The sequence below is a fragment of the Rhizobium sp. YTUHZ045 genome (assembly GCF_051124255.1).
Taxonomy (GTDB): Bacteria; Pseudomonadota; Alphaproteobacteria; order Rhizobiales; family Rhizobiaceae; genus Rhizobium.
The window spans coordinates 711,618-735,469 of record NZ_CP101432.1; the positions used below are offsets into that span (position 1 = coordinate 711,618).

The following is a 23,852-nucleotide window of genomic DNA, read 5'->3' on the forward strand; positions in this document are numbered from 1 at the left end:
TCATCCTGTTCGAGGGGCATGCAGGCTGTATCCGGTGTTGCGGATCGTGTGCAGCAGCTGAGCCTGGAACGGCTTGTCGACCTTGGCCCTGAGGCGGCTGATATGGGTCTCGACGACGCTGGTCTTCGGGTCGAAGTGGAAATCCCAGACCCGCTCCAAGAGCATCGTCTTGGTGATGACCCGGCCTTCGCCGCGCATCAGCACCTCGAGCAGGGTGAATTCGCGCGGCTGCAGCTCGATCACCTGGCCGGCGCGCCGCGCCTCCCGCCGGATCAGATCGAGCTCGAGATCGGCGACCTTCAAGACGGTGCGCTGCTCCTGCACCGGCGGGCGGCGGCCGAGCGCATTGACGCGCGCCAGAAGCTCGGAGAAGGCGAAGGGTTTGGTGAGATAATCGTCGCCGCCGGCCTCCAACCCTTCGACCCGATCGTCGACGCCGCCGATCGAGGTCAGGAACAGCGCCGGCGTGCCGACCTTGGCAGCCCTGAGGGAACGCACGATCGCCAGCCCGTCGAGGCCCGGCAGCATGCGATCGACGACGATGACGTCATAGGCCTCGCGCTGCGCCTGAAACAGCCCGTCGCGGCCGTCGCCGATGACGTCACAGACATGCCCGGCCTCGGAGAAGCCCTTGGCGATATAATCGGACGTCTTGCTATCGTCCTCGATCAGCAGGATTCGCATCGGCCGCTCCCGACATGCCTGGAGTGGCCAGATCTAGCCGAGACGACAGTCTGGCGGCAACTTACGGATTGGTAAGGGAGGACGGGCAGGGTGCTCCACCGTGAAGTTCGACTCGAGTGTGACGATGCCTCGCTGCAACTAGGGGCTCATTGCTGCTGGTTGCCCGTCCGGCCGGTCGGAGCGGCTCCCCACTGGCGTTCAAAGAATTTCGTCTTGGCGCCAAGATAAACGAGCGCGAGCAACAGGGCGATGCCGAAATAGCGGTGGACGTAGACCGTGGCCAGAAGGACGAGCGCGATGCCGCTGGCGCAGATGAACCCGAAGCGGATCGAGTACGGCTTGTCCTTTGCTCCCCACCCCAAGCCGAGGGCCAGGAGCCACGCGAGGAAGATGAAGCTGGGCACACCCCATTCGGACAACCAGAAAGATCTGAACAGCACGCCGGACACGGCCAGCAGACACCCTACGACCAACGAACAAACTCTGATCATCCCTGTGCCGCCTCCATGATTCCGAAATTGGCGGATCGGTTAGCAATGAAATGATGCAACATGCAAAGGCGGCCTTCCCGTGGTGGCTGTGTCACAACCCGATCGCGATGCGCAATCACTAACAGCGGAACTTAAACCAAAGGCAAATACGTATGGTTGTGTTCTAACTAAATTGCGCGGGAACTCGCAGACGCCATCAGCGCCGCGGTCGCGTCCGCTGAGGTGTGAAAAAAGCCGGACGATGCGTGTTGCCCCTCATCCGCCTGCCGGCACCTTCTCCCCGTTCTGACGGGGAGAAGGGGATATGCCGCATGCTCTCCGTCCCACGCCGACCTTTCGCAGGGCACGTCCCCTCTCCCCGTCACTACGGGGAGAGGGTTAGGGTGAGGGGCACACGCAACCGGGACCCATGGCTCAAAGCCCCGGGGTGACGCAAGCCGAGTGCGCGATCTCGTTAACTTTTTGCGCGACGACGAATGGCAACCGCCTTAGGCCGCGCCGGCAGGGCTGCGTAGCCGTTGGCCGGCAATGGCAGCGACATCACAATGGCTTCAGGAGGGCAACATGACTTCCATATTGCATAGGCTGCGAAGTCCTCATTTCACTTCGTTATAAGTTTCTGCCAAAGCCTTATAACGCGTCGGCAAGTCTCGATCAGCCGGGCATGGATCCCAGACTCAGGGACTGAGGCGCAAGGCCGGGATGACGGAGTTTGAAGGTACGTTCTGCCAAATTCGCAGCGGATGGCGCGTCGGCTAACGGTGAGTGATGAAGTTTGGCGGTGAGATCAGAAAGCGCGATGTCTTGGTTTTGCCAGGGGTCTGCTTTGCCGCAATCGCCTCCCCACCCTCCGTCGTCCTCTGGCTTGACCCGAGGACCCAGGCCTGCACCGGCAGCACCCATCGAAGGTATTCAAGGACCGTCAACCCGTCTTCAATTGTTCGGGAAGCTGGCCATAAGCCGTCAGAATCGCCCTGACCAGCCCGGGAAAGCGCTCGTCGAGCTCGGCGCAGCGGGTCTGGTTGCGCATCTCCACCCCCTGGCGCTCGCTGCGGATCAGCCCGGATTCGCGCAGCACCTTGAAATGGTTCGACAGCGACGATTTCGGAATGACGCGGTCGCCGAGATCGGCGAGCGCTGAACAGGTGCCGCCGCAGGCGGTGCCGGCGAGCTTGGCGAAGATCGCGACGCGCTCCGGATCAGAGAGCGCATAGAGGATCGCCTCGGGTTTTATGTCCTCCAGGGCGGGGTGAAAAATCGGTCGCATGAATTTTATATAGGGCCACTTGACATCGAGATCAACAGTTCCGAATTTCTGAACTACGGAACAAGGCCGCTAATTCCGGCGGCCATCCGGATCAGAAGGAACAAGAAATGGCTAAGCTCACAGGAAAGGTCGCAGTGGTCACGGGAGCCTCCAAGGGCATCGGCGCCGCGATTGCCAAAGCGATGGCGGCTGAAGGTGCTGAAGTGGTGGTGAATTACGCCTCGAGCAAGGCCGGAGCCGACGCCGTGGTCGAGGCGATCGGCGCGGCCGGCGGCAAGGCCATCGCGGTGCAGGGCGATGTTTCCAAGGCCGAACAGGCGCAGGGCGTGGTCGATGCCGCGGTCAAGGAATTCGGCAAGCTCGACGTGCTGGTCAACAACTCAGGCGTCTATGAATTCGCCCCGATCGGCGAGGTGACCGAGGAGCACTATCGCCGCATGTTCGACGTCAATGTTCTCGGCGTTCTCCTGACCACCCAGGCAGCGGCCAAGCATCTCGGCGAGGGCGGCAGCATCATCAACATCTCCTCGGTGGTCACCAGCATCGGGCTGCCGGCCACTGCCGTCTACACCGGCACCAAGGGCGCCGTCGAGGGCATCAACAGCGTGCTTGCCAAGGAGCTTGGCCCGCGCAAGATCCGCGTCAACGCCATTCTGCCGGGCATGGTCGAGACCGAGGGCACCCACACGGCCGGCGTCATCGGCTCCGATCTCGAACAGAACATGGCCGACCAGACGCCGCTCGGCCGCATCGGCCAGCCGGACGATATCGCCGATGTTGCCGTCTTCCTCGCTTCCGACGATGCCCGCTGGCTGACCGGCGAACGGCTGGTCGCGAGCGGCGGTTTCCGCTAAGGCTTGCGATGGCGGTGCGTGCGCCTTTATGGAGGCGCGCGCATACTGTGTCGGCAGAAGGTTCACCCCTCCGTCGTCCTCGGGCTTGACCCGAGGACCCACGCCGGCGTCCTCGGCTATGGCCATCGTCATTGGGATGACGGAGAATGAGGGTGCGTTTCCACCCAACTCGCCGCCTTGAGCCGACGCGATCCAGGAACTCAAGCACTCGGAATGGCTGGGTCGACGCAATTCAAAAGTTATCCCGGCATTGTCACGAAGGGCGCTGGAACGAAATCCTGCACGCACAGTTTCGGGCTTTTGAATGCGAAGGTCGTCCATATGAAAATCCTTGTTACCGGCGCAACAGGACTTGTTGGCAGTGCCGTCTGCGCCCGGCTAGCGGCATGCGGACATGATATCATCCGTGTGGTGCGTCCTGGAAAACGGCCGGTTGAAAGCACCGGCAGTTGGGTTGAAATCGATGTGGCCAAAGCAGTGGCGCCGTCTGCCTGGCTGCATCATCTCGAGGGAATGGACGCCGTCGTCAATTGCGCCGGGGCATTGCAGGACGGAGTGACCCACAACATGGCGGGCGTCCACGCGCAGGGACCGGGAGCGCTGTTCCGCGCATGCGAGCAATCCGGCGTGCGCCGTGTGATTCATTTCTCGGCAATTGGAGTGGATCGGCAACAGCCATCGACGTTCTCGCGGACGAAACTTTCCGGCGACATGGCCTTAATGGAGACGGATCTCGACTGGGTAATACTGCGTCCATCCGTGATCCTTGGTGATGCTGCCTTCGGCTCCAGTGCGTTATTTCGCGGACTTGCGGCGCTGCCGTTTCTGCCAGTGATGCCATCGACTGGGAAACTTCAGGTGGTGCAGCTCGAAGACGTCGCCGAAACCGTCATTCGGCTGCTCGACAAAACGGCCCCGTCGAAAATCTCGCTCGAAGTCGTCGGCCCGCAGGCGCTCGAGTTTGAAGAGATTGTGACGCGATACCGCAGATGGCTTGGCTGGCGTCCGGCCAAGCGTTATCTGCTGCCCCGCCCGCTCGCCAGCCTTCTCTATTGGTTGGGCGATATTGCGGGATTGCTGGGCTGGCGGCCGCCGGTTCGAAGCACGGCCGCAAGGGAGATCGCGCGCGGCGCTGTCGGTGATCCCAGCGAATGGATAGCCGCTACGGGTATCCGGCCGTCATCGTTGGACGAAGCTCTGGCGCGTCGGCCTGTTTCGGTTCAGGAGCGTTGGTTTGCAAAACTCTACTTCCTGAAGCCCGTCACTTTTGTGCTGCTGCCCCTCTTCTGGATATCGACGGGAATAATCTCGCTGACATCGGGTTTCGAGCAGGGTGTCGAACTGATGATGGGGGGCGGGGCAGGTAGTTTGGCCGCATCAACCGTTATTGCCGGGGCACTTGCAGACATCGCGATAGGATGCGCCATCGCCATACGCCGCACTGCGCGGTGGGGCCTTTACGCAGCTGTCCTGCTGTCACTCTTCTATGCGGCGGCCGCCACCGCGATATTGCCGGAGTTATGGAATGAGCCGCTTGGCCCGTTGACAAAGATATGGCCGATCCTCGTGTTGCACCTGGTTGCTCTCGCAATCTTGGAGGAGCGATGACCTATTTCGTGCTGAAATTCCTGCATATCATCGGCGCCACCGTTCTCCTCGGCACCGGCGCGGGCATCGCCTTTTTCATGTTGGTCGCGCATCGCACCGGCCATGCAGCGACCGTGGCCGCCGTCGCGCGGATCGTTGTCTTTGCGGATTTCGTCTTCACCACAACCGCCGTGATCGCTCAGCCGGTCACCGGCATAGCGCTCGCCTGGTATGTCGGCTATTCCCTTTGGGAGCGCTGGATCGTTTGGTCGATCGTTCTTTATCTCATCACGGGTGCTTTTTGGCTGCCGGTCGTTTGGATGCAGATGGAGATGCGCAAGATTGCGAAAGAAGCAGCTGCAAATGGTGAGCCGCTGCCGGCGCGATACCATCGGCTGTTCTGGACCTGGTTTTATTTCGGCTTTCCGGCTTTCGCGGCGGTGCTGGGAATTCTCTGGCTGATGATCACCCGCCCGGTTGGATAATCGGGGTGCATTTGTTGCAGGCTCACTATGACAATCGCGGTGAGATGCACCTTGAATATTCCAGCCGTTTTAATTCGGGTTTGACTCTCGTTTGCGATTTGTACCGAGCCGGTGAAAAGTCCCCGGAGTTCCGGCTCTTCGACCAACCTCCCGCCTCGGCCTGCCTCTCCGATCTCTGTGCCGCCTTCCGACCGGAAAATTTAGACCGGCCGCCCATTCGGCGGGCCAGCGCCACCGCCGCTGACGAACTTGGCGTCATCGCCGACGCCGTCGAAATATGCTCAGATTGCACTCTCCAGCAAATCCGTCCGTTGATGCGACTAACTGTGCCAGATGCCGAACTGAGTTCAACTTTCTCCAACGCCGTAACGGAACCTAGCCAGCCCCTCTTTCGTCGAAGTAACAGGAAAGCACGGGTGTTCCTCCTGTGCGATCCGTGTTGTCCAGACTTGCCCCGTTTCGGCGGGGCTTTTTTGTGTCCGGCATCGTACCGGAACCACATTGGGACAATGAGGTTGACTCACCGGATCGCGGGAGAAAGCCAGTTAGTTCCAGTTCGCGTAATGCCTTCCTCTTACGGTCCACTGTTGGGTCGTGCGGAGTCAATTTACCGGTCAGCTCCCAAGCGACGCTCCGCACGGCCCGACGCCTCAAGACATCCTGCCAGATTGAACCGTCGCGTTCCCCCTCCCTTTAGCATAGGAGAGTGAGGCGTTATGATCCTGTCCGAAGTATTCCAAACCCAGAGCGCATTGAATCATGCTGAAGTGGCCCTCTGCAAAGCCTGACGCCAAGCATCAACGCCGAAAACTCGTGAGTAACAGGCATATCGTCAACAAGAAGACGGTCATGGCACATGAGCAGCCATCTCGCGAGGCGCTGGTGCATGTTGTATGGGGCCCGCCGCCAAAGCCGAGTAAGCCAGTTGCAGCTCCCGCGTGTGAACGTAGCGGAGAAACATTAGACGAGTTGCTTCGTCGCGCAAGAGCGGCAGGAAGCGGCTGGTGGGCAGTCTAGCCCGACCCCTTAAATTTGCATGAAAGCGCGGTTTGGCATCCGATAGACGCCGAGCACCACCGGATATCCGCTCATCCCCTCGTATCCAATCTGACCCACCTCAATGCCTATTCCGTTCGAAGCCACGGCCACCATTGAAGCCAGACCGCTCTCGATAAAACAAACGTGCTCAATTGGTCGATTAGGTTCAACAAGCGAGCGGCGGACTGGAAGATCAACACGCTTCAGGTCCGATGCGATATGTTCAAAAACCTCCTCAGGAAGCCTTCGCAGCAACTTGTTCCTGGTATCCTTCCCGCAGGCAATCGAGATTTGGGACGCCCACGGTCAACTGGCTGCCGAAGTAGATATTGATGCAGCGATACCCCAAATCGTAAATCGAAACCGAGATCGATAGCGCCGGTAATCAGTTGATCTTCAAACGGTGTCGCAGCCACCATCTTCGCCATCATGCAGCGGTCTGCACCCCGAGAGCAGCCCTGGTCGCACGGCGCATGCGTGCACCATGGGTACGTACACCTGGCAGAGTTCGGTAGATATCGAGATAATCGCGCGCCATGCGCTTTGCAGAAAAGCGCTTTTCGAACGTTGCGCGAACTCTGCGGCGGTCCAGGCGCAGCGCTCGGTCGATGTTTTCCACGGCTTCGGTGACTGTATCGACGATTATACCGGAAATACCGACGTCAATCACTTCCGGGACGGAACCGCAGCCGAACGCAATGACTGGGGTTCCGCATGCCATTGACTCGATCATCACCACTCCGAAGGGCTCTGGCCAGTCGATCGGGAAGAGCAATGCACCGGCATTTCCGAGAAAATCCGCCTTCTGATGTTCGTTGATCTCTCCGATGAACTCCACGTTTCTATGGCTCTTCACCAGAGGCTCGATCACCGTTTCCCAGTAATGCTTGTCGACATTGTCGATCTTCGCCGCGATCTTCAGGGGGATCCCTGCTTTAGCAGCAATCTGTATGGCTCGATCGGGTCGCTTCTCCGGCGAGATGCGCCCGAGGAAAGCAAGATAGTTTCCTTTCGGCTTTGCGGTGAAGGGTAGAATCTCGTCCGAGAGCCCATGGTAAACGGTGCCTGCCCAGTTGACCGGCGGCATCGGCTGCCGCTGATTGTTTGAGATCGACACCAGCGGTATGTCCGGGAAAGCTTGGTAGAATGTTCGAAGGTCCGGTAGATCCAACCGTCCGTGCAGCGTCGTCACGGTTCGGTCCGCGAAGTCCATAATCAATGGGAAATGCAGCAGATCAATGTGGAAGTGTAGGACATCGAATTCGTGTGCCCGGCGGCGTACCTCCTCCAGCATGACAATATGGTGCGGCACGTGGTCCCTGACTGCAGGATTGAGACGCAGGGCGATGCGCGAGCACGCTACCAGTTTGGCGTCAGTAACAGAGTCGCCGCTGGCGAAAAGCGCTACCTGGTGGCCCTGACGGACCAGCTCGTCTGTCAGATAAGAGACAATGCGCTCCGTTCCGCCGTAAAGCTTCGGTGGGACGCTTTCAGCAAGGGGTGCGATCTGGGCGATCTTCATCGGAAAGCCTCCTCCAATGAGCAAAGATTTGACGTTTAGTACCAGCTCGTATCCTCCGAGGGATGCCGCGCAATCATCTAACCTGAACTGATGCGCCGCGTTCCGTAATCCTTTTCCATTAGCCGAATTGGTCTGAAAGGTTGAATCGGGGCGCCGCGACGGTTCCTTGGCTGATGAGGATCAACGAGATGGGTTTGACGCTCCGTGAACTCCTTCAAACTCTTCAACGCATCGAATTTCATGAGGCGTCGTTTCCGCCCGCAAGGCGGCTGATACGACCGCCGGGCTAATTAGAAAGCCTGAGGCACAGTCAGAGCTAGTGGTCAGCGCCCGGATAAGTTGCGCCGCGCAAACGAGTCGTTTGGACCTCGAGACAGGTAGCATCCTGGCGTCTTGTGAGGAAAACGATCCCAGCGCCATCGAAAGAAGCTCTCCTTCGATTCTCGAAAGACGCATTCTGTCGCCGTGCGATTGGCGGACGACGACCATTTGCACATAGAGGCCTTCTTCGGTCTAAATGAAAAGTTTTCGAACCGGGTCGTGCCGAACTATGCATTGGATGACAGAAACACTCACGAGGAGAAGGCTGCGAGGGTGAAAGCACTGTGGCCGGAGGGAAGCATCCATCACTGATGGAGGAGACTGCATGATTTCAGCTATCTTTGTTTCGAGGGATCGTGGGCTTAGCCAGCTTGTACCCGCAGGTTAGTGGTGCAGTTCGATGGCGAGGTGATCAGGCATCCCTCAGAGAAGGAGTGCTATAGGTTAGGTATCCTGACGAGAAATCGCAGGCTTTGTTCGATTGAGCGGATATGGCTGTCGGGGCAGGGATTCGAACCCCGCGTCACAGCTCGAAAGCTGGAAGCAACCTCGGACACCCGAGGGATGGGGAGAGCGCCACGCTCCGATTACGCTTACGCCCGACTACCGCATTAACTCCCCGGGCCTTGTGTTTGTTCCTTCGTCGCGGACCATACCAATAAGAACATGAGGCAGTCGAAACCTGCTGAGCAACCTGCAAGAGTAACCAATCCGCCCGCCAACTAGATTGCTGCCACCGTATCCCTGGTGCGATCATCCCCTCATAAATCCGGACACCGCCCGCTGCGCGAAAATGGCGTGGCAGATCACGCTGCTCGCGTCTCCAGACCGGCGCTCTCTGCCTGGTTATGCAAGCTGGTGGGGAACCTCCGCACCAGCTCCGAGCACTCCGGGATCAACCGTCTCCTTTGACGCGATAGGCATCCGGAAGGATGAAAATCTCGTCGGCACGCCCGTATCCGCCGTCCTTCACTTCCTCGATCAGTACCATTGTGTGTGGCCGTGCCGCCTCGGAGAAGTACTCCACCAGCATGTCGGTGGCGCGGTGCACGATTTCTTCCTTCTGGGAGCGGCTAAGCGCGCCCTCAGGTGTCTTTATATTAATGAATGGCATTGGAATCTCCCTTCTTGTGGGTTCTGCTTCAGATCATGCCGCCATTGGCGCGTAACACCTGACCGTTCACCCAACCGCCTTCCGGGCCGGCCAGGAAGGAAACGACTGAGGCAATGTCATCCGGTTGGCCCAGGCGCCCGAGCGGAATGGTACCGACGATTCTCTGGACCAGCTCGTCGGGCTTGCCGGACATGAACAGTTCGGTCTCAACGGGACCGGGCGCCACCGCATTGACGGTAATGCCGCGCCGGCCGAGCTCCTTCGAGCCGACGTGCGTGATCGCCTCGACGGCGGCTTTGCTTGCCGCATAGACGCCGTAAGTCGGCCCGTAAGCGCCGACGACGGAAGAAAAATTGATGATGCGCCCACCATCGTGGAGCCGACGGGCTGTTTCGCGAACGGCGCGGAATGTCCCTGTGAAGTTTGTGGCGATCTGCTGCTCGAAACTCGCGTCGCCGATATCGGCAATCGGAGCCAGCTTTATGATGCCGGCATTGTTGACCAGTATGTCGGTCCCGCCGAAGCGCTCGTCGGCGGCGCTGAACAGATTCATGATGTCCTCCGAGCGGTTCGTCTTCTCCCATCCTCTCTTCCAAGCTGTCCGATAACGGACCAACCATTACGGCTTGGGAACCCGGACACCTGAAGCCGGTTGTCGGGGAAAGCCTGGCAATGAGGTCTGCAATGGAAAACGTTATCGACGTCGACTTCCATCTCACTTGGAAGCCACCGGTATACATCCGGATCGGCGACGGCATGCGTGAGCGCATTGAGGGCCCGGATGCGGCGCTTGCGGCGCTTCTCCATCGCTGGCCGTCGACCAATTCTCGTGAGTTCGGCATCGCCAAGCGCAGATGCGTCGATGCCATCGCTCGCCGTGGAAGTGCCGAGGGAGCCCGCAGGGCGTTCATGGAGGCGGCGCTCGCCGCGAGGGTATTCGCATGACCGTGCTTTCAATCGACGCACCGCACTGGGCGATACTTTTGGGGACGTTGACGCTTGCATGCTGGATTGCTGCCGGCCTGGCGGCCGTTCTCGGGACGGCTGAGGAGATCAGGCACGGTCAAGCCGGGAGATTTACCGGTTATATGACACCGGGCCTCGCTGGGGCCGGCGTTGGCTTTGCACTAGCGATGATTACCATCTTGGTATCCGCCTGAAGAGCAGCAGACGCCGGACGGCTTCCTCGGAGCGATCTACCTGGTCGATGCAGGCGATGTGAGTTATTCCAACGCCTTACGACATCTTGAGCGGCGACGGTCTGGAGACACGATGCGCGACTGCATTATCATCGGAGGTGGACCTGCTGGCTTGACTGCGGCCGTTTATCTTGCGCGCTATCACCTTTCGACAACCGTATTCGACGACCATAGCAGTCGTGCCGCCGCCATTCCGATTTCCCATAACCTCGCAGGGTTCCCGGAGGGTATCAGCGGAAGGGAGCTTCTCGCCAGGATGCGCACGCAGCTTCAAAGGTACAAAGTTGAGATCCGCAGTGAGGGCATCAGACAGCTTCAGCAGGAGCATGACGGCTTTCACGTTGTTTCCAGCCGTGGCGGCATGCGAGCGCGAACAGTCCTTCTCGCCACCGGCGTCGTGGACCGCAAACCACCGATGTTGGCCGAGCGTCATGACGGGGCTGTTGCGCGCGGCCTTATCCGCTACTGCCCTGTCTGCGACGGGTTCGAGATCACCGACAAGCCTGTCGCCGTCATCGGTTGCGGATCGAGAGCGTTTGCAGAGGCGCTGTTCCTGCGGAGTTATACGACACACGTAACGATCATTACTCCGCAAGAGGAACACGAGCTCTCGGAGATTGAGCTCAATCGGCTGCGGGACTTGCGGATCGGCCTCCAGAAAGGTCCGATAAAATCTATCGACCCTGAGCGCGATAGGATCACAGTCGCAACAGCTTCGAGCATCGGCGTGTTTTCGTCTATTTACCCGGCGCTAGGATCGGACGTTCGGTCGGAACTGGCAGCTATGGTCGGCGCAGAATTGTCGGAGAACGGCTGCGTCATCGTCGACGGTCACCAAAGGTCAAGCCTTCCTGGCCTTTATGCAGCGGGAGACGTGGTCATCGGCTTGGACCAGATCGGGACCGCAATGGGGCAGGCGGGCATAGCGGCCACTGCGATTCGAAACGATCTGAACGAGGCTAGCCCTCTAGCACGCTAAGGGATGCCGTCGTTGCTTGGCCCCGGTTGAGCCTGAGCCTTGCTCTACGTCGGCGCTCACGATCTCGCAAATCAAAGTTGAGCCGCTGCCAGGAAGCTCGACGGGGAGGCGTGCGATAGAGCCTTAGCCCAATTTCTGCCGTAAAGCGGCACCCGCCGGCGGCGCCTCTGACGCCTCCGCGGGTGCCACGATTACCAGCCACGTCAACGGACGCTGGCAGGCATTCTTGCCGCCGACATAAGGGGTTGAGCAAGCTGATCCAAGAGATGGCCCGCATTCTGTTCCTCACCCAGCGACAATGTCAGCAATCGAGCGACCGCCGGCTGTGCAAGCTGAAGGGCAAGATTACGCGCGGTGGTGTAAGCGGCAATTTCGTAATGTTCGACGCGCAATGCTGCACTGATGAGAGCTAGATCTGCAGGAGCGTCTTCTCTCTTCTTGCCTTCCGCCATCACCTCTTCACCCTCCTCGATCAGGCCAGCCATTCCCTTGCAAGGTTTTGCTCTTGCCGCGGAGCCGAGTATTCGCAGACACTCGTTCAGCCGTTCGACCTGCGCTTCTGTCTCGGCAAGATGTTTCTGCAGCAAGGTCTGCAGTTGCTGGGAGCGGGCTGCCTTCTGCAGCTTGGGGAGCGCTTTGAGCAACTGCTTTTCGGCATGCAGCAGGTCGCGAAGCTCGTCCACGAGCACCGCCTCGATCCCTTCCGATCTTTCCGGCGGCGCGCTTCGCGCTTCGATTGCCGGTGCAGTCTCGTCGCCGCCCTTGAACCCCTGGAACGCCGGAGCCTCGACGAATTTCCAGGGCTCTCCTTCGTTCCACGGGCCGCGAACATCGACCTCGCCGAGGTCGCCTTCGCCCGTCGAGTCGTTGAAGAATTGGTCGACGAGCCCCGGTGTGGGAGCGATTCTTCCAACACTGAGGGGAGGTCTACCCATGCTTTCGAGTGCGAGCTGGAATGCCCGCATATGGGTGATCTCTCTTGTCATGAGAAATTGCAGAGCGTCCTTCGTGCCGGAATCGCGGCAGAAGTCGATCAGGCGTTCATAGACGATCTTCGCACGGGCTTCGGCTGCGATGTTGCTTCGCAAATCCACGTCGAGCTCGCCGGTTATCTTCAGATAGTCGGCCGTCCAGGGGTTGCCCATGGAATTGAAGAGGTTCACGCCGCCGCCTCCAGCAATGGCAATCAAAGGATCGGCTTCAGCCTCCTCGCGAACGGACTTCAAGGGTTTTAGGTGCATTCTGGCAAGCGTGCCGACGATTTCGAGATGGCTGAGTTCCTCGGTGCCGATATCCATCAGCAGGTCTTTCCGCCCGGGATCCTCGCAGTTCAGGCCTTGGATCGAGTATTGCATCGCCGCCGCGAGTTCGCCGTTGGCGCCGCCGAACTGCTCAAGGAGCATATTTCCGAATCGGGGATCAGGCTCATCCACCCGAACGGTGTACATGAGCTTTTTGACGTGATGATACATGCCGCGTCCTCCTTTGAACTGGCCCATAACCGCGCTCGGTGGTGAATGTTCCACACTGTGCGGCGGAGGAGGTAGCTAGTCACCCGGTCGTCAAGCGCGTGCAATCTTTCGGTCAAGCCTACTCGCCAGCGCAGAGTTGCCGCATGACACTTGATTGCTGTCTGAGTTCGCCGCGCCCACAGTCAACTCCACTCAAAGCGAGATATTGCAGAACGACGGTGGCAACGCTTAGCGCAAATTGCCGGGGCGACGTTCGCACCAGGGAATTGCAGCCAACATTGAACCGGATCTTCGTAGGGCAGTTTTCGGCAAAGGTGGAAACCATCAATTACAGATCCGAGGATTGCGGAATGAACGACGACCATCCGGAGCGCAAAAGCCCGACAACACCGCCCGCGGAAGGATTAACGCCTGCGTTAACCCGTAACATCGAAGCTATCATGCAGCGCCGCCGGCAGAGCCAAAATGCAGCGTCTGCTCAGGAGCGTTCCGCTGCTTTGATCAGCAAGTTCGCCGGTTCCATGATGTTCGTCTACATTCACATCGTGTTTTACGGAGTCTGGATCATCGCCAATGTAGGATTGCTCCCGCAGGTTCCACCCTGGGACCCCTCTTTGGTGATTCTCGCTATGGAGGCTTCGGTCGAGGCGATCTTTCTCTCGACGTTCGTCTTGATCAACCAGAACCGAATGGCTGCACAAGACAATATCCGCGCCGACCTCGACCTCCAGATCAGCTTGTTAAACGAACACGAGACGACACGCCTGATCGCCATGGTCGAAGCCATTGCAAAGAAGCTTGAAGTCCCGACCGAGGCGGACCATGAGGTCGAAGAGCTGAAGAAGGACATCGCGCCGGAAGCCGTGTTGGATCGCATCCAGGCGGAAGGGGAAGACAAGTAGAAGTGGCAATGTTCGCGCTGTTGGTGCCTCGCCGTTGCCGCGGTTTCCGCTGAGGCCTGCGATGGCGGTGCGTGCGCCTTTGGCGCGCGCATACTGTATCGGCAGAAGGTCCCCCCTCCGTCGTCCTCGGGCCTGACCCGAGGACCCAGGCCGGCCTCCTCGGCTGTGGCTAGGAATTCCAGGCTCAAGGACTGGAATGACCGAGAATGAGGGTGCGTTTCCGCCCAACTCGCCGGCAGCGCGGCGCCTCGCAAATCGCTACGATTATCGGCTCTTGCGCAATCATCGCGAGCGCTGTTTGCTTCGCACCTTGACTAGGCGCGTATTGCCGTTCGAATAATAGCGTGGGGACAGAGCTGGCAGAAATGCGCCCGCGCCAGACCCTTAGGAACTGGCTGGGCGACGGACACGATACCGGATGTGTGTCGCCTGCGGCGTGTCGATTACCCTGACAAGCTCCAGCTCGATCTCTGACGGCAAAACATCGAACAGCCGGCGGCCGCGACCGAGCAGCACTGGGATCAGATGGATCTGGATCTCGTCCAGCACCCCGGCCCGGAGTGCTTCTTGCGCCGTGTAACCGCCCCGCAGTTGCACGTCCCGATCGCCGGCCGCAGCCTTCGCCAGCGCCATCGCGCTCTCGATTCCGTCATTCACGTAGGTCACCAACGGATAACCCCAACGCGCGGCGGGCGGCGGAGGCCGGTGACTGGGCACGAAGATCGGGGCGCCGTCATGACTGCCTCCCCAGTGATCCATGAGCTCGGCGGTCCGCCGGCCGGCAAGGACTGAGCCGGCCGCCTTCCATTCGGCTTCAAATTCACGGACAGGCCCGGCTTGAGCGGATTCCCCGTCCGCGCTCGCCCAGTGGTGCAGCCGCTCTCCATCCTCGCCTCCAAGATAATCGTTATCGTCGGCGATGTAGCCATCGAGGGACATTGACATGTCGAGGATGGATTTGGACATTTCGTTCTCCTGTGACGAGGTCAAGTGTGCGAAGGATGCTGCCGGCAGGTGCTGTGTGCGCGGCGCCGGGATCCGATCATTAGGCTCGTTAGACGTATTCACGACGATCAATGTTGCACGGCAATTGGGCTGTCGAAAGGAGCGATTGTCACAAACGCGTCGGGACAGTCCCCGCCCACTGTCACGTCTCCGGCAGGCCAGCCTTTCGGAAGCCGTCGACAAAGTGGTCTCGTACAGATGCGTCGCGCAGCGGCTGGGAACTGAGCCAATGACTGATCGTGAAATGAGGGTGGGCGATCAGGAACAATTCCGCTTCTCGCCGCGCCTCCTCATGGTGGCCCAACTGCGCAAGCGCAGCAGCCAGGAATTTGCGTGAGTTGGTGCGATACGTTTCTTTCCTGCGCAGTGTAGCGGTTGCCGCCTCATAGTCACGCGCAGCGTATTGCGCCTGCCCAAGGTGACAAAGATACCAGCAGGCCGGATAGGGATTGAGCCGCAGAGCTTTTTCGATCTGCGCCAGTCCGTCGGCAATCCTGCCGTCCAGCACGGACATATCAGACATGGCGGCCCAGGTGTCGGCGTGGTTGGGGTCGAGTTTCAGGGCCATGGCGAAGGCGGCCTCGGATTCTTCCCATCGCCGCTCATAAGCCAGAATGGTCCCCAGAACGTAACGGCAGCCGGCATCGTTGGGATCGAGGTCGACTGCCTTCTGCGCTGATGTCACCGCCATCCGACGGTTCGGATCTTCGGGCTCGCCGAAATGAGTCCAGGCAAGCCAACGGTTATAGGCGAGCAGACCGAGCGCCTCGGCATAGGATGGCTCGAGCTTGACCGCGCGTTGGAGCAGCATATAGGCCTCACGCTCGGTTTGCGGCGACTCTTCCGTCAGCAGGCGGGCGCGCACACACAGGTCGTAGGCCTCAAAGTTCTTCGGCCGATTGCGCGGCGTCGGAATGGTCAGCCGGCCGACGAGAGCTTCAACAATCTTGGCGTTGACCTCATCCTGCAACTCGAAAACATCTTCCAACGTCCTGTCAAACCGTTCGGCCCACAAGTGCTGGCCGCCAAGCGCGTCGACCAATTGAGCATTGATGCGGACACGGCCCATTGCGCGTCTGGCGCTCCCCTCGAGGACGTAGCGGACGCCGAGTTCCTGGGCGACGAGCCGGACGTCGATCGGCTTGCCCTTGTAGCCGTAGACGGAATTGCGCGCGATGACGAACAGGCCAGCCGTGCGGGAAAGGTCGGTGATCAGGTCTTCGGTCAAGCCGTCGACGAAAGGCTCGTCCGCTTCATTCCCACTCATATTCGTGAACGGCAATACAGCGATCGAGGGATTTTCCGGCAGCGGCAATATGCTTTGCAGCGCATCCGGCCAATGCCACACGTGGACCGGGCGGGTCAGGTTCTTCAGGTAGCGTTCGCCTGCATCGAAGAACTGATCGGCGATCTCGCCGACGATCTCGCCGTGAACGCTGGCTGAAATGCAGATACCTCCCGGCGCTGCCTGCGTCTGGAGGCGCGCCGCGACATTGACCCCGTCGCCGAGGACGTCTGAACCGTCGTCGATGACATCTCCCAGATTGACGCCCACGCGCAAAAGCAGGCGCCTGTCTTCGGAAGCCTCAACAGCTGTGGTGGCTCGTTGCATTTCCAACGCTGCTGCGACCGCGTCCACCGCGCTGCCGAATTCGATCAGGAAGCCGTCGCCCACGACCTTGAAGATGCGACCGTTATGACGCATCACAGCCGGCTCGATAGTGCCCGAACGGAGTTCCCTGAGGTTCTCAAGCGTTGCGACTTCATCAGCCTCCATCAGGCGTGAATATCCCACCACATCGGCAACGACGATGACGGCAAGGCGACGCTGAAGAGAATGATCCGTCATTTGAGGACAAGCCCCACGACCAAGTTCCCAAGTTATTGTTCAAGCGCGGGTGAGTCAACAAAAGGTAAGCGGTAATGCCCCGGCGACCTCCACCTCCATCAAGCCGTCTTCCCTCTTTGGCTTGACCCGAGGACCCACGCCGGCATCATCGGCTGTGGCCATGGATTCCAGGCTCAAGGCCTGGAATGACGGAGGTTGAGGGTGCGTTTCCGCCCAACTCGCCGGCGGCGCAGCATCTGACAAATCACTACAGGATCGATCGTTTTGGATGCGTCTGCAGCCCCTGCGGTCAGTCCCGCTGGCAATTCGAGAACAGCTCCTACGTCTTTAGGTCAAAGCGTTGTGAAACTGAACGCCTCTGGCGCCTTGCCGCGGTTCAGGGCATCCTATGATGGCTGAAAGTTGTGTCTATGGCAGTTGGAGGAATGCCGATGCGTTGCTTTACCGTACTTGGACCCTCGCAGACTGGAAAATCGACGGTCGTCGAAAAGCTCGGCTCGTTGGAGGGAACGCCGAGAAAATCCAGCTCCCCTTATGGACTGAACCTCACGGAATTCACCTTTGGAAATGAGGCGTGGTGCGCGCTTGATGCGCCAGGACCCAACGAAGCCTTGGCGCATGTGCAGCATGCGCTTCTTGCCAGCGACGCCTGCATTCTGTGTGTTTCTCCGGCACCCGAGGAGGCTGTGCTCGCCGCGCCCTATCTGCGGATAGTCGAAGCCTCGGGGACGCCTTGCATCCTTTTCGTCAACCGGATGGACGAACCGAGAGGGCGGCTGAGGGACGTGATCGCCGCGCTTCAAGACTACGCCAACCACACGCTTTTGCTTCGCCAGATCCCGATCCGCGAGGGAGACAAGATCGTCGGCAGTTGCGATCTGATTTCCGAACGGGCGTGGCGCTACCGGGAAGGCCAGACTTCGGCGCTGATCGCAATCCCCGAAAGTGCTGCCGAGCGCGAGCACGAAGCGCGCAGCGAGCTTTTGGAACACCTGTCCGAATTCGATGACTGGCTTCTTGAGGAACTGATCGAAGATCGCGAGCCGCCCAGCGACGCGCTCTATGCCATTTCATCGCGGGTTCTGAGCGAAAACAGGATTATTCCGGTCCTGATCGGCGCCGCAAGTCACGGCAACGGCATGATGAGGCTGATGAAAGCGCTGCGCCACGAGGCGCCGCAGGTCACGGCTCTTCGACAGCGCCTGGCTCGTGCGGGCAATGTCGATGAAAACAAGCTGACCGCCGTGAGCTTCCATGCCTATCATCGTCAGAATATCGGCAAGACTGTGCTGGTGCGTGCGTTTGGCGAGGGACTGCGGCAAGGCGCATCACTCGGCGGCTCCGGCCTCGGCGCCGTGCAGGATCCCGCAAACGGACGGTCCAGCTCGGCGATCACGCCTGCACCGGGGGATGTCTTCGCAACAGTCAAGTCCGACCACTTGCCCGTCCCGTCGCTGTTGACATCAAACGCGGCGGTCGCCCCGCCCGAATGGACCCAGCCACCGACGCCGATGCTTGAAAGGATCCTGGTCCCGGGCAGCGAACGCGATGAAAACAAACTCTCCGAAACGCTGGCAAAACTTGCCGAGACGGATCGCGGTCTTGTCGTTCTGCAGGAGGAAGGCACCGGCGCCCAGCTCGTCCGCGCCCAGGGCCCGGTACATCTGCGCGATCTCTGCCGAACCCTGTCCGACGTCTTCCACATCGAGGTAACAGATCGAACGCCCCGCCCGATCTATCGTGAAACCATCGCGAAGCCGTCCGAGGTTCACTACCGGCATCGCAAACAGACCGGCGGCGCCGGGCAATTCGCGGATGTGAAGCTCAGCATTCGCCCCAACGAGCGCGGCCGGGGCTTCACCTTCAGCGAAACCGTCAAGGGTGGCGTCGTTCCGCGCAACTACATCCCTGCCGTCGAAGCAGGCGCGCGCGAAGCGATGGAGAAAGGGCCGCTCGGCTTCCAGGTCATCGATGTCGGCGTAACGCTGTTCGATGGTCAGCACCATGCCGTCGACAGTTCGGAACACGCCTTCAGGACTGCTTCGAAAATGGGAGTGCGACAGGCGCTTTCCGAAGGCTCGGCCGTTTTAATGCAACCAGTCTTCCGCAGCGAAATTCACATTCCGTCGATCTATTCCGGCAGCCTCGTCCAGATCGTGTCGGCTCTCAAGGGTCAGGTTCTCGGCTTCGACCGGGATGAAAACGCCAAGGGATGGGACATCTTCCGGGCACTTGTTCCGGGCGGCGCACTTGACGATCTGGCGCGGGCGCTGCGCTCGGCGACGCAGGGCATTGGTTACTTTTCCAAGACCTTCGATCACTTCGAGGAGCTATACGGCAAGGAAGCGGACGCCATCGTGAGGGCACAGGAGGAAACGGGCGGCGCACACTGAAATCTTCCCGCCACTACCTCGACGGCCGGGGAGCAGCATGCGGCCGGGGCCGGTCAGTTCGCACTGGTTTTCGGAATGCGCCCGAGCTCCGATCCTCGCTTTCGAGGATGGCGCGCCGCGGAACCATTGATTACCTTGCGAAACTTTATAAGCTGCCCCTCATTACCGTGAGCGGCTTGAGGACGCTCCAAAGGGCATTCATGAGGGGCATCCGATGATCCACGAATTGCGCATCTATACTTGTCTGCCGGAGAGGCTGCCGGCACTGCAACAGCGTTTCGAGACCGCGACGCTGGCGATCTGGGAACGGCTCGGCATCCGCTCACTCGGCTTCTGGACAACGATGATCGGTTCTTCCAGCAACGATCTGACCTATCTGCTCGAATGGCGGTCGCTGGCGGAGCGCGAGCAAAAATGGTCCGAGTTCATCGCCGATCCGGAGTGGAAGGAAGCGAAGGCGAAGAGCGAGGCGGATGGGCCGATCATCGCCAACATCACCAGTTCGCTGCTGCAGCCGACGCGCTTCTACCGCGGCTTCTCCAACCCGTCGGAATAACGGTTACGGCAGCCGAGACCCCATGACCCTGTCCGGCACCGTCATCAGGCGATACCGAGAGCCGCTATTCAAACACTTTAGAAGGGGGCTGTTTTTCGATGCCGGCCGCGGCGATCAGCCAGAACAATCCCCCCGCGGCAATTCCGAATACAGCTGTTTCTGTGAGCAATTCGATTGCTTCCAGCAATCCCCACCACGTCATCATCCCGTGTTGGTAGGTCATGTGATCATTCGTGTAGGCCTCGTCGGGGCCGAAAAATATAGCTAGGCAAAACCACGGGAAGGTCGCAATGGAGGCCCCGACCATCGCACAATTTGCAAGAGATGCCCGTACTCGTCCCCTGAGGTAGAGGATCAATGGTATCCCTAATGCAACGGTTGGCGGATACGCACCGAAGAACGCGACAACTGCAGTCGTTTGGACAACGCGCTCTATCATATCCGGCAGGCCCTGATAGGCTGGTGCGTAAACGGCATATGCGAAGGATGCCACCAAAGGCACTACAATTAGTGCAACTGCAATTCTCCACCAGGGTGGAGATGCGAATGTTGTTGCCGCCATGTGCACCTTGCCCAAACAGTCTACGCGACAGAATTGCACGCGCAGGTGCGTATGACAACGGCCCGGCTCCCGCAGCTTTCTATGCGCTTTTCTCCTAAGCTACCTTGTCCCACCAATGTGACACTCGGATTGGAGGTTTCGCTGCTATTTTGATAGATGGAAACCTCTCGGCTGAAAGCCGCGACTTAGGAGCGCCTCTTGAGCAATTATCGTGTCTATCGGTTGCTGATCATACTTTGTATTTCTGCCTGGTGTTACCCCGCCAAAGCGGCGGCCTTACGCGCTGACAGCCAACCGCCGCTTCTCGTCAAGGAATATGAGCGATGGGTGGATAGCCTTGTAAGTGAAGCGAACGGCAATCCAGCTCTCCTCGCCAGTAAGCTGCAGGCATTTGGCTTTACTTGTACGCCCTCCGATGCCGTCTACCTCCGATGTGTTCGGTTCGGTTGCCAGAAGCTGGCAGGTATGTTTTGGCGAGGAGCTTTGCTGCAGTGGTCCGTCAACGAATTCCAAGGGAAGTTTGATAGAGTCGCATTCAGCTATAGCTGGGCGAAGGGTTGCTATCCACCGGAACGTGTCGAGCAAGAGCAGAAGCGCTTCGTTTTACAATAGTTGCCACGAGGCGGACGTCCTTGATGAAAGCAACGGCGTTGCGACGCCATCAGGTTCATCGCCTGGGAGAGGACGGAGAAGAATACTTCCGGTGCACGAACTGGACGAAGATGGCGATGTTGATGGGGAAGCTTGATTGAGCGAAGATCGAATTCAGCTATGGATTGCCCTCTGCATTGTCGGCCCCTTTTGCGCCTACTACTGGTATTGGTTCATCAGATCGATCATCTTCTACAGTAGAAACGGCTTCAATTTCACCGAAGATTTCGGGCCCGAGGCCCACTGGGCCGATCGCGGGGGTGATGATGATTGCGTGTTGATGAAGCCAAAAGAGAAGTTCTTTATCGCCGGACCTTCTTTCGTGGTAGTGACCTCTGTCATGTTGATTTTCATAGTTTTTGGCCTGGCGGGAACTATTTAGCCTTGCCCTTTCAAGTCAAAAGCGGCCGCGTTATCCTGCACCTCGCGCAGCCCCTTAATGATCTGCCGGTGAATGAGCTGCACGAAGATGGCGATGTTGATGGCACCGCGTGATCTGCGGTTTCTTCGCGAGCGCGATTTCCTGCAGGTTAACGGCATACTGCCACTAATGCTGCACTTCCAATCCCTCGTCCCTGATTTCGCGCCAGACGAAAAACATCAACAAGGGGTTCTTGCGCACAAATTCCCTATTGGCTTCATCCTTGCATACCTCCGGCCACGACCGCGAGAATAAATAACTCGCTGGCCCCGGCAGGAACAGTATCGCAAGAAGCGCCCAAAGAATATTGTATATGTATCTCGCGAATCCATTTATATGTTCCACGCCACCGCTGAAAATACTTAGGGCGTACGCACCAAGTAAACAGAGAACGAAACCTACTAGACAATTGATACACAGGCGCTTCGTCACCCTAGCCTCCCAAAGAATCCAGTGCTCAGCATGAATGTCAAAGAAAGTGCGCCATCTCGCTGACTTGGTGGCAGCCTATCACCATCAATCGCCATCTCCTATAAATCAAAAATTGCCGCACTATCAGCAGCGTCCCGCAATCCCTTGTATGACGGGTGGCGCAGCTTTCCATCATGTGTCCATGCTCGATGTTCGATTTCGGCGACGAGTGTAGGCTTGATCCAAACCAGGTTGCGGCGACGGCCGGTAGACTTCACAGCAGGCGCTGACGCCTTACGCTTGTCCATCGCAGCGCGGAGCTCCAGCGCGTCGTTTGCCCTGGAGCCAGTTCCGACCGATCCGACGTAGACCAACTGGCCCTCTTTTCGCGCAGCAAGCAGCAGCGCCCCGATATTCCCGAATGCCGAGCTGGACTTCTGATAGCCAATGATAGCAAAAAGGCGCCGTTGTCATACCGCAAGTTGAACAGCCATATCTTAAAATGCAATTGACCCATATTGAGTATTGACACTTCATAAGTCGCGGCGAGGAAAACATTTCTGCTGCCTTGACCTGCTGAGGGAGGGTTATATCTAAATAAGTAGTCTCCCCATGGAATACCGAATGTGTAGTCGCGTTTACATCAAAGAATCGCTTCACGAGCTCGCGCGTAGTTTCTCTTTCGCCGGATACGGCGAGCTTGACGGCTTGGTTGACCGCATCCCTCGATACAACGGCTCACCAGGCCAAGTCTATCCGATCATCATCCAAGAAGCAGCGCCGGGAACCGGTATCGTTGCCCCGGTCTTTGCAATAGCAAAGTGGGGACTGGCGCCGGCATCTAGAACGCCTACCGACCGGCGTCGCCCGTTGGTCGATGTTCGCTGCGAAAAGATTGCCGCACATAGACTCGCCGGGCCTGCCTACCGGTCTCGGCGCTGCTTGATCCCAGTCAACGGATTCTTTGAGTGGAAGTTGATCTCCGCCCACAGCCGAGACAAGCAACCCTATGCTATCGCGATGAAGACGGACGTTCTGTTTGCCCTCGCAGGCATTTGGGAGCTCTGGCGCCACCCAGCCGGCATCGATATCCGCACCTTCGCCGTCGTCACCTGCGCGCCGAATGAGATGATGACGACAATCAGTGAACGAATGCCGGTCATTCTCCGTCGGCAAGACTATGAGCGCTGGCTATCTCCTGATCCAAATCCATCCGACCTGATGAAGCCATACTCGGCCGACCTTTTGACCATGTGGCCGATCGGCACGGGCGTTGACAATCTGAAGAATACCGGCCCCGAGATCATCAGCCCGGTTAATCTCGGTCCGCAGCGTCCTCTGACTCGTCAGCTTCGCTGAGAGGCGGAACCGCCCTCCACACTGCCACGACATCAGCCGCCCTCGAAAAGAAACAGAGGATTATTGACTCCATCGCCCGCGTGAACATAATGAGAACATCGGCGTGCGGCCGCCAATCTGAAAACTAAAGTATGGAGCACGGGATGCGCGAGCAGCCGATTGGCGAAGCCATGGTTGATGATGAGATTGCCGAGGTGCTTGCCTATCACAAAGGCGATGTGCAAGCGGCGATAGGAACGCTCCTGGCAGACATCCGTCACCTTCGCTGGCAGCTAGTGCTGACCGAAGGCGCTATGGGCCGAGGGATCACGCGTGGGTGGCGGCCGAGATACGACCGAGACTGACCATGCCGGAAATCAACTATTCCAAGAAGTTGCGCGGGTGGACCCTGCGCGACGCGGCTGATGCTAACCAATTGCTCGAGGTAACGTGCCAGCTGTGTCGAAGGACTTACCGGTTTTTTCCGCGAGATCTGTTGAAGCTGACGAAGGACGTGAGCCTCGATCGCTTGGTCGGCCGGTTCCGGTGTCAGCTCTGCGACCGAAGGGAATACATGAACCTGAAGGTCGTTCAGATCTGGGGGGCTGAAATCGGCAAGCTTCCAGTGCGCCGACTGGTCAAAGTGACGTCGGTCAAAAAACCAATCTGGGAAGACGGAGTTTTGTAGGATGGCGTCGCGCCGAGATAACCCTAGCGCCCGATGGCGCCTAAAAACTGATCTTCCTCATCA

The 23,852-nt window shown here is 58.9% G+C and carries 25 protein-coding genes and 1 pseudogene; 14 read left to right on the forward strand and 12 right to left on the reverse strand.

Annotated elements, in window-relative coordinates; translation table 11 throughout:
- The 3 genes from NMA58_RS03460 to NMA58_RS03470 form a co-directional block, all read right to left on the reverse strand.
- Nucleotides 1–684 (reverse strand): winged helix-turn-helix domain-containing protein, encoded by a 684-nt coding sequence (locus NMA58_RS03460; protein ID WP_434712348.1) that lies wholly within the window; start codon nt 682–684, stop codon nt 1–3.
- Between the two features lie 146 nt (nt 685–830).
- On the reverse strand, nt 831–1,133 hold the full coding sequence (locus NMA58_RS03465; RefSeq protein WP_434712349.1) for a hypothetical protein: 303 nt from the start codon (nt 1,131–1,133) through the stop codon (nt 831–833).
- Nucleotides 1,134–2,097: 964 nt separating this feature from the next.
- Nucleotides 2,098–2,442, reverse strand: coding sequence for an ArsR/SmtB family transcription factor (locus tag NMA58_RS03470; RefSeq protein ID WP_085777293.1), 345 nt, complete (start codon nt 2,440–2,442; stop codon nt 2,098–2,100).
- A gap of 107 nt (nt 2,443–2,549) precedes the next feature.
- On the opposite strand from NMA58_RS03470, the gene NMA58_RS03475 reads away from it, so the two are divergent.
- The 3 genes from NMA58_RS03475 to NMA58_RS03485 all read left to right on the forward strand — a co-directional run bounded on the left by NMA58_RS03475 (nt 2,550) and on the right by NMA58_RS03485 (nt 5,368).
- The gene (locus NMA58_RS03475; RefSeq protein WP_221126907.1) at nt 2,550–3,296 is read left to right on the forward strand and encodes a glucose 1-dehydrogenase; all 747 of its coding nucleotides are present in this window, start codon (nt 2,550–2,552) and stop codon (nt 3,294–3,296) included.
- 321 nt (nt 3,297–3,617) lie between these two features.
- Nucleotides 3,618–4,904, forward strand: coding sequence for an SDR family oxidoreductase (locus tag NMA58_RS03480; protein WP_434713494.1), 1,287 nt, complete (start codon nt 3,618–3,620; stop codon nt 4,902–4,904).
- Nucleotides 4,901–5,368, forward strand: coding sequence for a DUF2269 family protein (locus NMA58_RS03485; protein WP_434712351.1), 468 nt, complete (start codon nt 4,901–4,903; stop codon nt 5,366–5,368). The genes NMA58_RS03480 and NMA58_RS03485 overlap by 4 nt, the downstream gene beginning before the upstream one ends.
- A gap of 1,026 nt (nt 5,369–6,394) precedes the next feature.
- On the opposite strand, the gene NMA58_RS03490 is transcribed toward NMA58_RS03485, so the two are convergent.
- Together NMA58_RS03490 and NMA58_RS03495 are read right to left on the reverse strand one after the other, a co-directional pair.
- Nucleotides 6,395–6,661 (reverse strand): hypothetical protein, encoded by a 267-nt coding sequence (locus tag NMA58_RS03490; RefSeq protein WP_434712352.1) that lies wholly within the window; start codon nt 6,659–6,661, stop codon nt 6,395–6,397.
- 172 nt (nt 6,662–6,833) lie between these two features.
- Complete coding sequence (locus tag NMA58_RS03495; RefSeq protein WP_434712353.1) at nt 6,834–7,928, reverse strand: glycosyltransferase family 4 protein; 1,095 nt, start codon at nt 7,926–7,928, stop codon at nt 6,834–6,836.
- Between the two features lie 465 nt (nt 7,929–8,393).
- Between NMA58_RS03495 and NMA58_RS03500 the strand changes: the two genes are divergently transcribed.
- Nucleotides 8,394–8,561, forward strand: a complete 168-nt coding sequence (locus NMA58_RS03500; RefSeq protein ID WP_434712354.1) for a nucleotidyltransferase family protein — start codon at nt 8,394–8,396, stop codon at nt 8,559–8,561.
- Nucleotides 8,562–9,144: 583 nt separating this feature from the next.
- Here the strand turns inward: NMA58_RS03500 and NMA58_RS03505 are convergent.
- Both NMA58_RS03505 and NMA58_RS03510 read right to left on the reverse strand, forming a co-directional pair.
- Nucleotides 9,145–9,363, reverse strand: a complete 219-nt coding sequence (locus NMA58_RS03505; protein ID WP_434712355.1) for a tautomerase family protein — start codon at nt 9,361–9,363, stop codon at nt 9,145–9,147.
- A gap of 28 nt (nt 9,364–9,391) precedes the next feature.
- A pseudogene (locus NMA58_RS03510) lies at nt 9,392–9,886 on the reverse strand (SDR family oxidoreductase); the annotation flags it as partial.
- A gap of 161 nt (nt 9,887–10,047) precedes the next feature.
- Between NMA58_RS03510 and NMA58_RS03515 the strand changes: the two are divergent.
- On the forward strand, nt 10,048–10,308 hold the full coding sequence (locus tag NMA58_RS03515; protein WP_434712357.1) for a DUF982 domain-containing protein: 261 nt from the start codon (nt 10,048–10,050) through the stop codon (nt 10,306–10,308).
- A gap of 327 nt (nt 10,309–10,635) precedes the next feature.
- Nucleotides 10,636–11,541: an NAD(P)/FAD-dependent oxidoreductase gene (locus tag NMA58_RS03520; protein ID WP_434712358.1), complete on the forward strand. Its 906-nt coding sequence runs from the start codon at nt 10,636–10,638 to the stop codon at nt 11,539–11,541.
- Nucleotides 11,542–11,744: 203 nt separating this feature from the next.
- Here NMA58_RS03520 and NMA58_RS03525 read toward each other — a convergent pair whose 3' ends face one another.
- Nucleotides 11,745–13,013 carry a DUF892 family protein gene (locus NMA58_RS03525; protein WP_434712360.1) on the reverse strand — a complete coding sequence of 423 codons (1,269 nt, stop codon included), beginning with the start codon at nt 13,011–13,013 and terminating at the stop codon, nt 11,745–11,747.
- Between the two features lie 350 nt (nt 13,014–13,363).
- Here NMA58_RS03525 and NMA58_RS03530 point away from each other — a divergent pair, with 350 nt between their 5' ends.
- A complete protein-coding gene (locus NMA58_RS03530; RefSeq protein WP_434712361.1) occupies nt 13,364–13,915 on the forward strand; it encodes a DUF1003 domain-containing protein in 552 nt (183 codons plus the stop codon).
- 384 nt (nt 13,916–14,299) lie between these two features.
- Here the strand turns inward: NMA58_RS03530 and NMA58_RS03535 are convergent, their stop codons facing one another.
- Complete coding sequence (locus tag NMA58_RS03535; RefSeq protein WP_434712363.1) at nt 14,300–14,881, reverse strand: dihydrofolate reductase family protein; 582 nt, start codon at nt 14,879–14,881, stop codon at nt 14,300–14,302.
- A gap of 181 nt (nt 14,882–15,062) precedes the next feature.
- A complete protein-coding gene (locus NMA58_RS03540; protein WP_434712364.1) occupies nt 15,063–16,769 on the reverse strand; it encodes an adenylate/guanylate cyclase domain-containing protein in 1,707 nt (568 codons plus the stop codon).
- Between the two features lie 431 nt (nt 16,770–17,200).
- Here NMA58_RS03540 and NMA58_RS03545 point away from each other — a divergent pair, with 431 nt between their 5' ends.
- Both NMA58_RS03545 and NMA58_RS03550 read left to right on the forward strand, forming a co-directional pair.
- Complete coding sequence (locus NMA58_RS03545; RefSeq protein WP_434712365.1) at nt 17,201–19,162, forward strand: elongation factor G; 1,962 nt, start codon at nt 17,201–17,203, stop codon at nt 19,160–19,162.
- Nucleotides 19,163–19,376: 214 nt separating this feature from the next.
- Entirely contained in the window at nt 19,377–19,718 is a 342-nt protein-coding gene (locus NMA58_RS03550) for an NIPSNAP family protein (RefSeq protein WP_085777321.1), read from the forward strand.
- Nucleotides 19,719–19,782: 64 nt separating this feature from the next.
- Here NMA58_RS03550 and NMA58_RS03555 read toward each other — a convergent pair whose 3' ends face one another.
- Nucleotides 19,783–20,280, reverse strand: coding sequence for a hypothetical protein (locus tag NMA58_RS03555; RefSeq protein ID WP_434712367.1), 498 nt, complete (start codon nt 20,278–20,280; stop codon nt 19,783–19,785).
- A 198-nt stretch (nt 20,281–20,478) separates the two neighbouring features.
- On the opposite strand from NMA58_RS03555, the gene NMA58_RS03560 reads away from it, so the two are divergent.
- Both NMA58_RS03560 and NMA58_RS03565 read left to right on the forward strand, forming a co-directional pair.
- Nucleotides 20,479–20,892: a hypothetical protein gene (locus NMA58_RS03560; protein WP_183703575.1), complete on the forward strand. Its 414-nt coding sequence runs from the start codon at nt 20,479–20,481 to the stop codon at nt 20,890–20,892.
- A gap of 309 nt (nt 20,893–21,201) precedes the next feature.
- Nucleotides 21,202–21,426, forward strand: coding sequence for a hypothetical protein (locus NMA58_RS03565; protein ID WP_430958652.1), 225 nt, complete (start codon nt 21,202–21,204; stop codon nt 21,424–21,426).
- Between the two features lie 456 nt (nt 21,427–21,882).
- Here the strand turns inward: NMA58_RS03565 and NMA58_RS03570 are convergent, their stop codons facing one another.
- Complete coding sequence (locus NMA58_RS03570; RefSeq protein WP_434712369.1) at nt 21,883–22,137, reverse strand: hypothetical protein; 255 nt, start codon at nt 22,135–22,137, stop codon at nt 21,883–21,885.
- Between the two features lie 250 nt (nt 22,138–22,387).
- On the opposite strand from NMA58_RS03570, the gene NMA58_RS03575 reads away from it, so the two are divergent.
- From NMA58_RS03575 to NMA58_RS03585, 3 genes are all read left to right on the forward strand, one after another.
- A complete protein-coding gene (locus NMA58_RS03575) occupies nt 22,388–23,122 on the forward strand; it encodes an SOS response-associated peptidase (protein ID WP_434712370.1) in 735 nt (244 codons plus the stop codon).
- A gap of 143 nt (nt 23,123–23,265) precedes the next feature.
- The gene (locus NMA58_RS03580) at nt 23,266–23,466 is read left to right on the forward strand and encodes a hypothetical protein (protein WP_085779998.1); all 201 of its coding nucleotides are present in this window, start codon (nt 23,266–23,268) and stop codon (nt 23,464–23,466) included.
- Nucleotides 23,467–23,468: 2 nt separating this feature from the next.
- Nucleotides 23,469–23,789, forward strand: coding sequence for a hypothetical protein (locus tag NMA58_RS03585; RefSeq protein ID WP_434712371.1), 321 nt, complete (start codon nt 23,469–23,471; stop codon nt 23,787–23,789).
- Nucleotides 23,790–23,852: the final 63 nt, after the last annotated feature.

Excerpts from the sequence above, each read along its gene's own strand:
- NMA58_RS03530 (WP_434712361.1), top strand. The coding sequence starts at position 13,364 with ATGAACGACGACCATCCGGAGCGCAAAAGCCCGACAACACCGCCCGCG.
- NMA58_RS03520 (WP_434712358.1), top strand. The coding sequence starts at position 10,636 with ATGCGCGACTGCATTATCATCGGAGGTGGACCTGCTGGCTTGACTGCG.
- NMA58_RS03550 (WP_085777321.1), top strand. The coding sequence starts at position 19,377 with ATGATCCACGAATTGCGCATCTATACTTGTCTGCCGGAGAGGCTGCCG.
- NMA58_RS03470 (WP_085777293.1), bottom strand. The coding sequence starts at position 2,442 with ATGCGACCGATTTTTCACCCCGCCCTGGAGGACATAAAACCCGAGGCG.
- NMA58_RS03505 (WP_434712355.1), bottom strand. The coding sequence starts at position 9,363 with ATGCCATTCATTAATATAAAGACACCTGAGGGCGCGCTTAGCCGCTCC.
- NMA58_RS03545 (WP_434712365.1), top strand. The coding sequence starts at position 17,201 with ATGCGTTGCTTTACCGTACTTGGACCCTCGCAGACTGGAAAATCGACG.
- NMA58_RS03485 (WP_434712351.1), top strand. The coding sequence starts at position 4,901 with ATGACCTATTTCGTGCTGAAATTCCTGCATATCATCGGCGCCACCGTT.
- NMA58_RS03515 (WP_434712357.1), top strand. The coding sequence starts at position 10,048 with ATGGAAAACGTTATCGACGTCGACTTCCATCTCACTTGGAAGCCACCG.
- NMA58_RS03580 (WP_085779998.1), top strand. The coding sequence starts at position 23,266 with ATGCGCGAGCAGCCGATTGGCGAAGCCATGGTTGATGATGAGATTGCC.
- NMA58_RS03555 (WP_434712367.1), bottom strand. The coding sequence starts at position 20,280 with ATGGCGGCAACAACATTCGCATCTCCACCCTGGTGGAGAATTGCAGTT.
- NMA58_RS03575 (WP_434712370.1), top strand. The coding sequence starts at position 22,388 with ATGTGTAGTCGCGTTTACATCAAAGAATCGCTTCACGAGCTCGCGCGT.
- NMA58_RS03495 (WP_434712353.1), bottom strand. The coding sequence starts at position 7,928 with ATGAAGATCGCCCAGATCGCACCCCTTGCTGAAAGCGTCCCACCGAAG.
- NMA58_RS03525 (WP_434712360.1), bottom strand. The coding sequence starts at position 13,013 with ATGTATCATCACGTCAAAAAGCTCATGTACACCGTTCGGGTGGATGAG.
- NMA58_RS03480 (WP_434713494.1), top strand. The coding sequence starts at position 3,618 with ATGAAAATCCTTGTTACCGGCGCAACAGGACTTGTTGGCAGTGCCGTC.
- NMA58_RS03540 (WP_434712364.1), bottom strand. The coding sequence starts at position 16,769 with ATGACGGATCATTCTCTTCAGCGTCGCCTTGCCGTCATCGTCGTTGCC.
- NMA58_RS03475 (WP_221126907.1), top strand. The coding sequence starts at position 2,550 with ATGGCTAAGCTCACAGGAAAGGTCGCAGTGGTCACGGGAGCCTCCAAG.
- NMA58_RS03460 (WP_434712348.1), bottom strand. The coding sequence starts at position 684 with ATGCGAATCCTGCTGATCGAGGACGATAGCAAGACGTCCGATTATATC.
- NMA58_RS03535 (WP_434712363.1), bottom strand. The coding sequence starts at position 14,881 with ATGTCCAAATCCATCCTCGACATGTCAATGTCCCTCGATGGCTACATC.
- NMA58_RS03585 (WP_434712371.1), top strand. The coding sequence starts at position 23,469 with ATGCCGGAAATCAACTATTCCAAGAAGTTGCGCGGGTGGACCCTGCGC.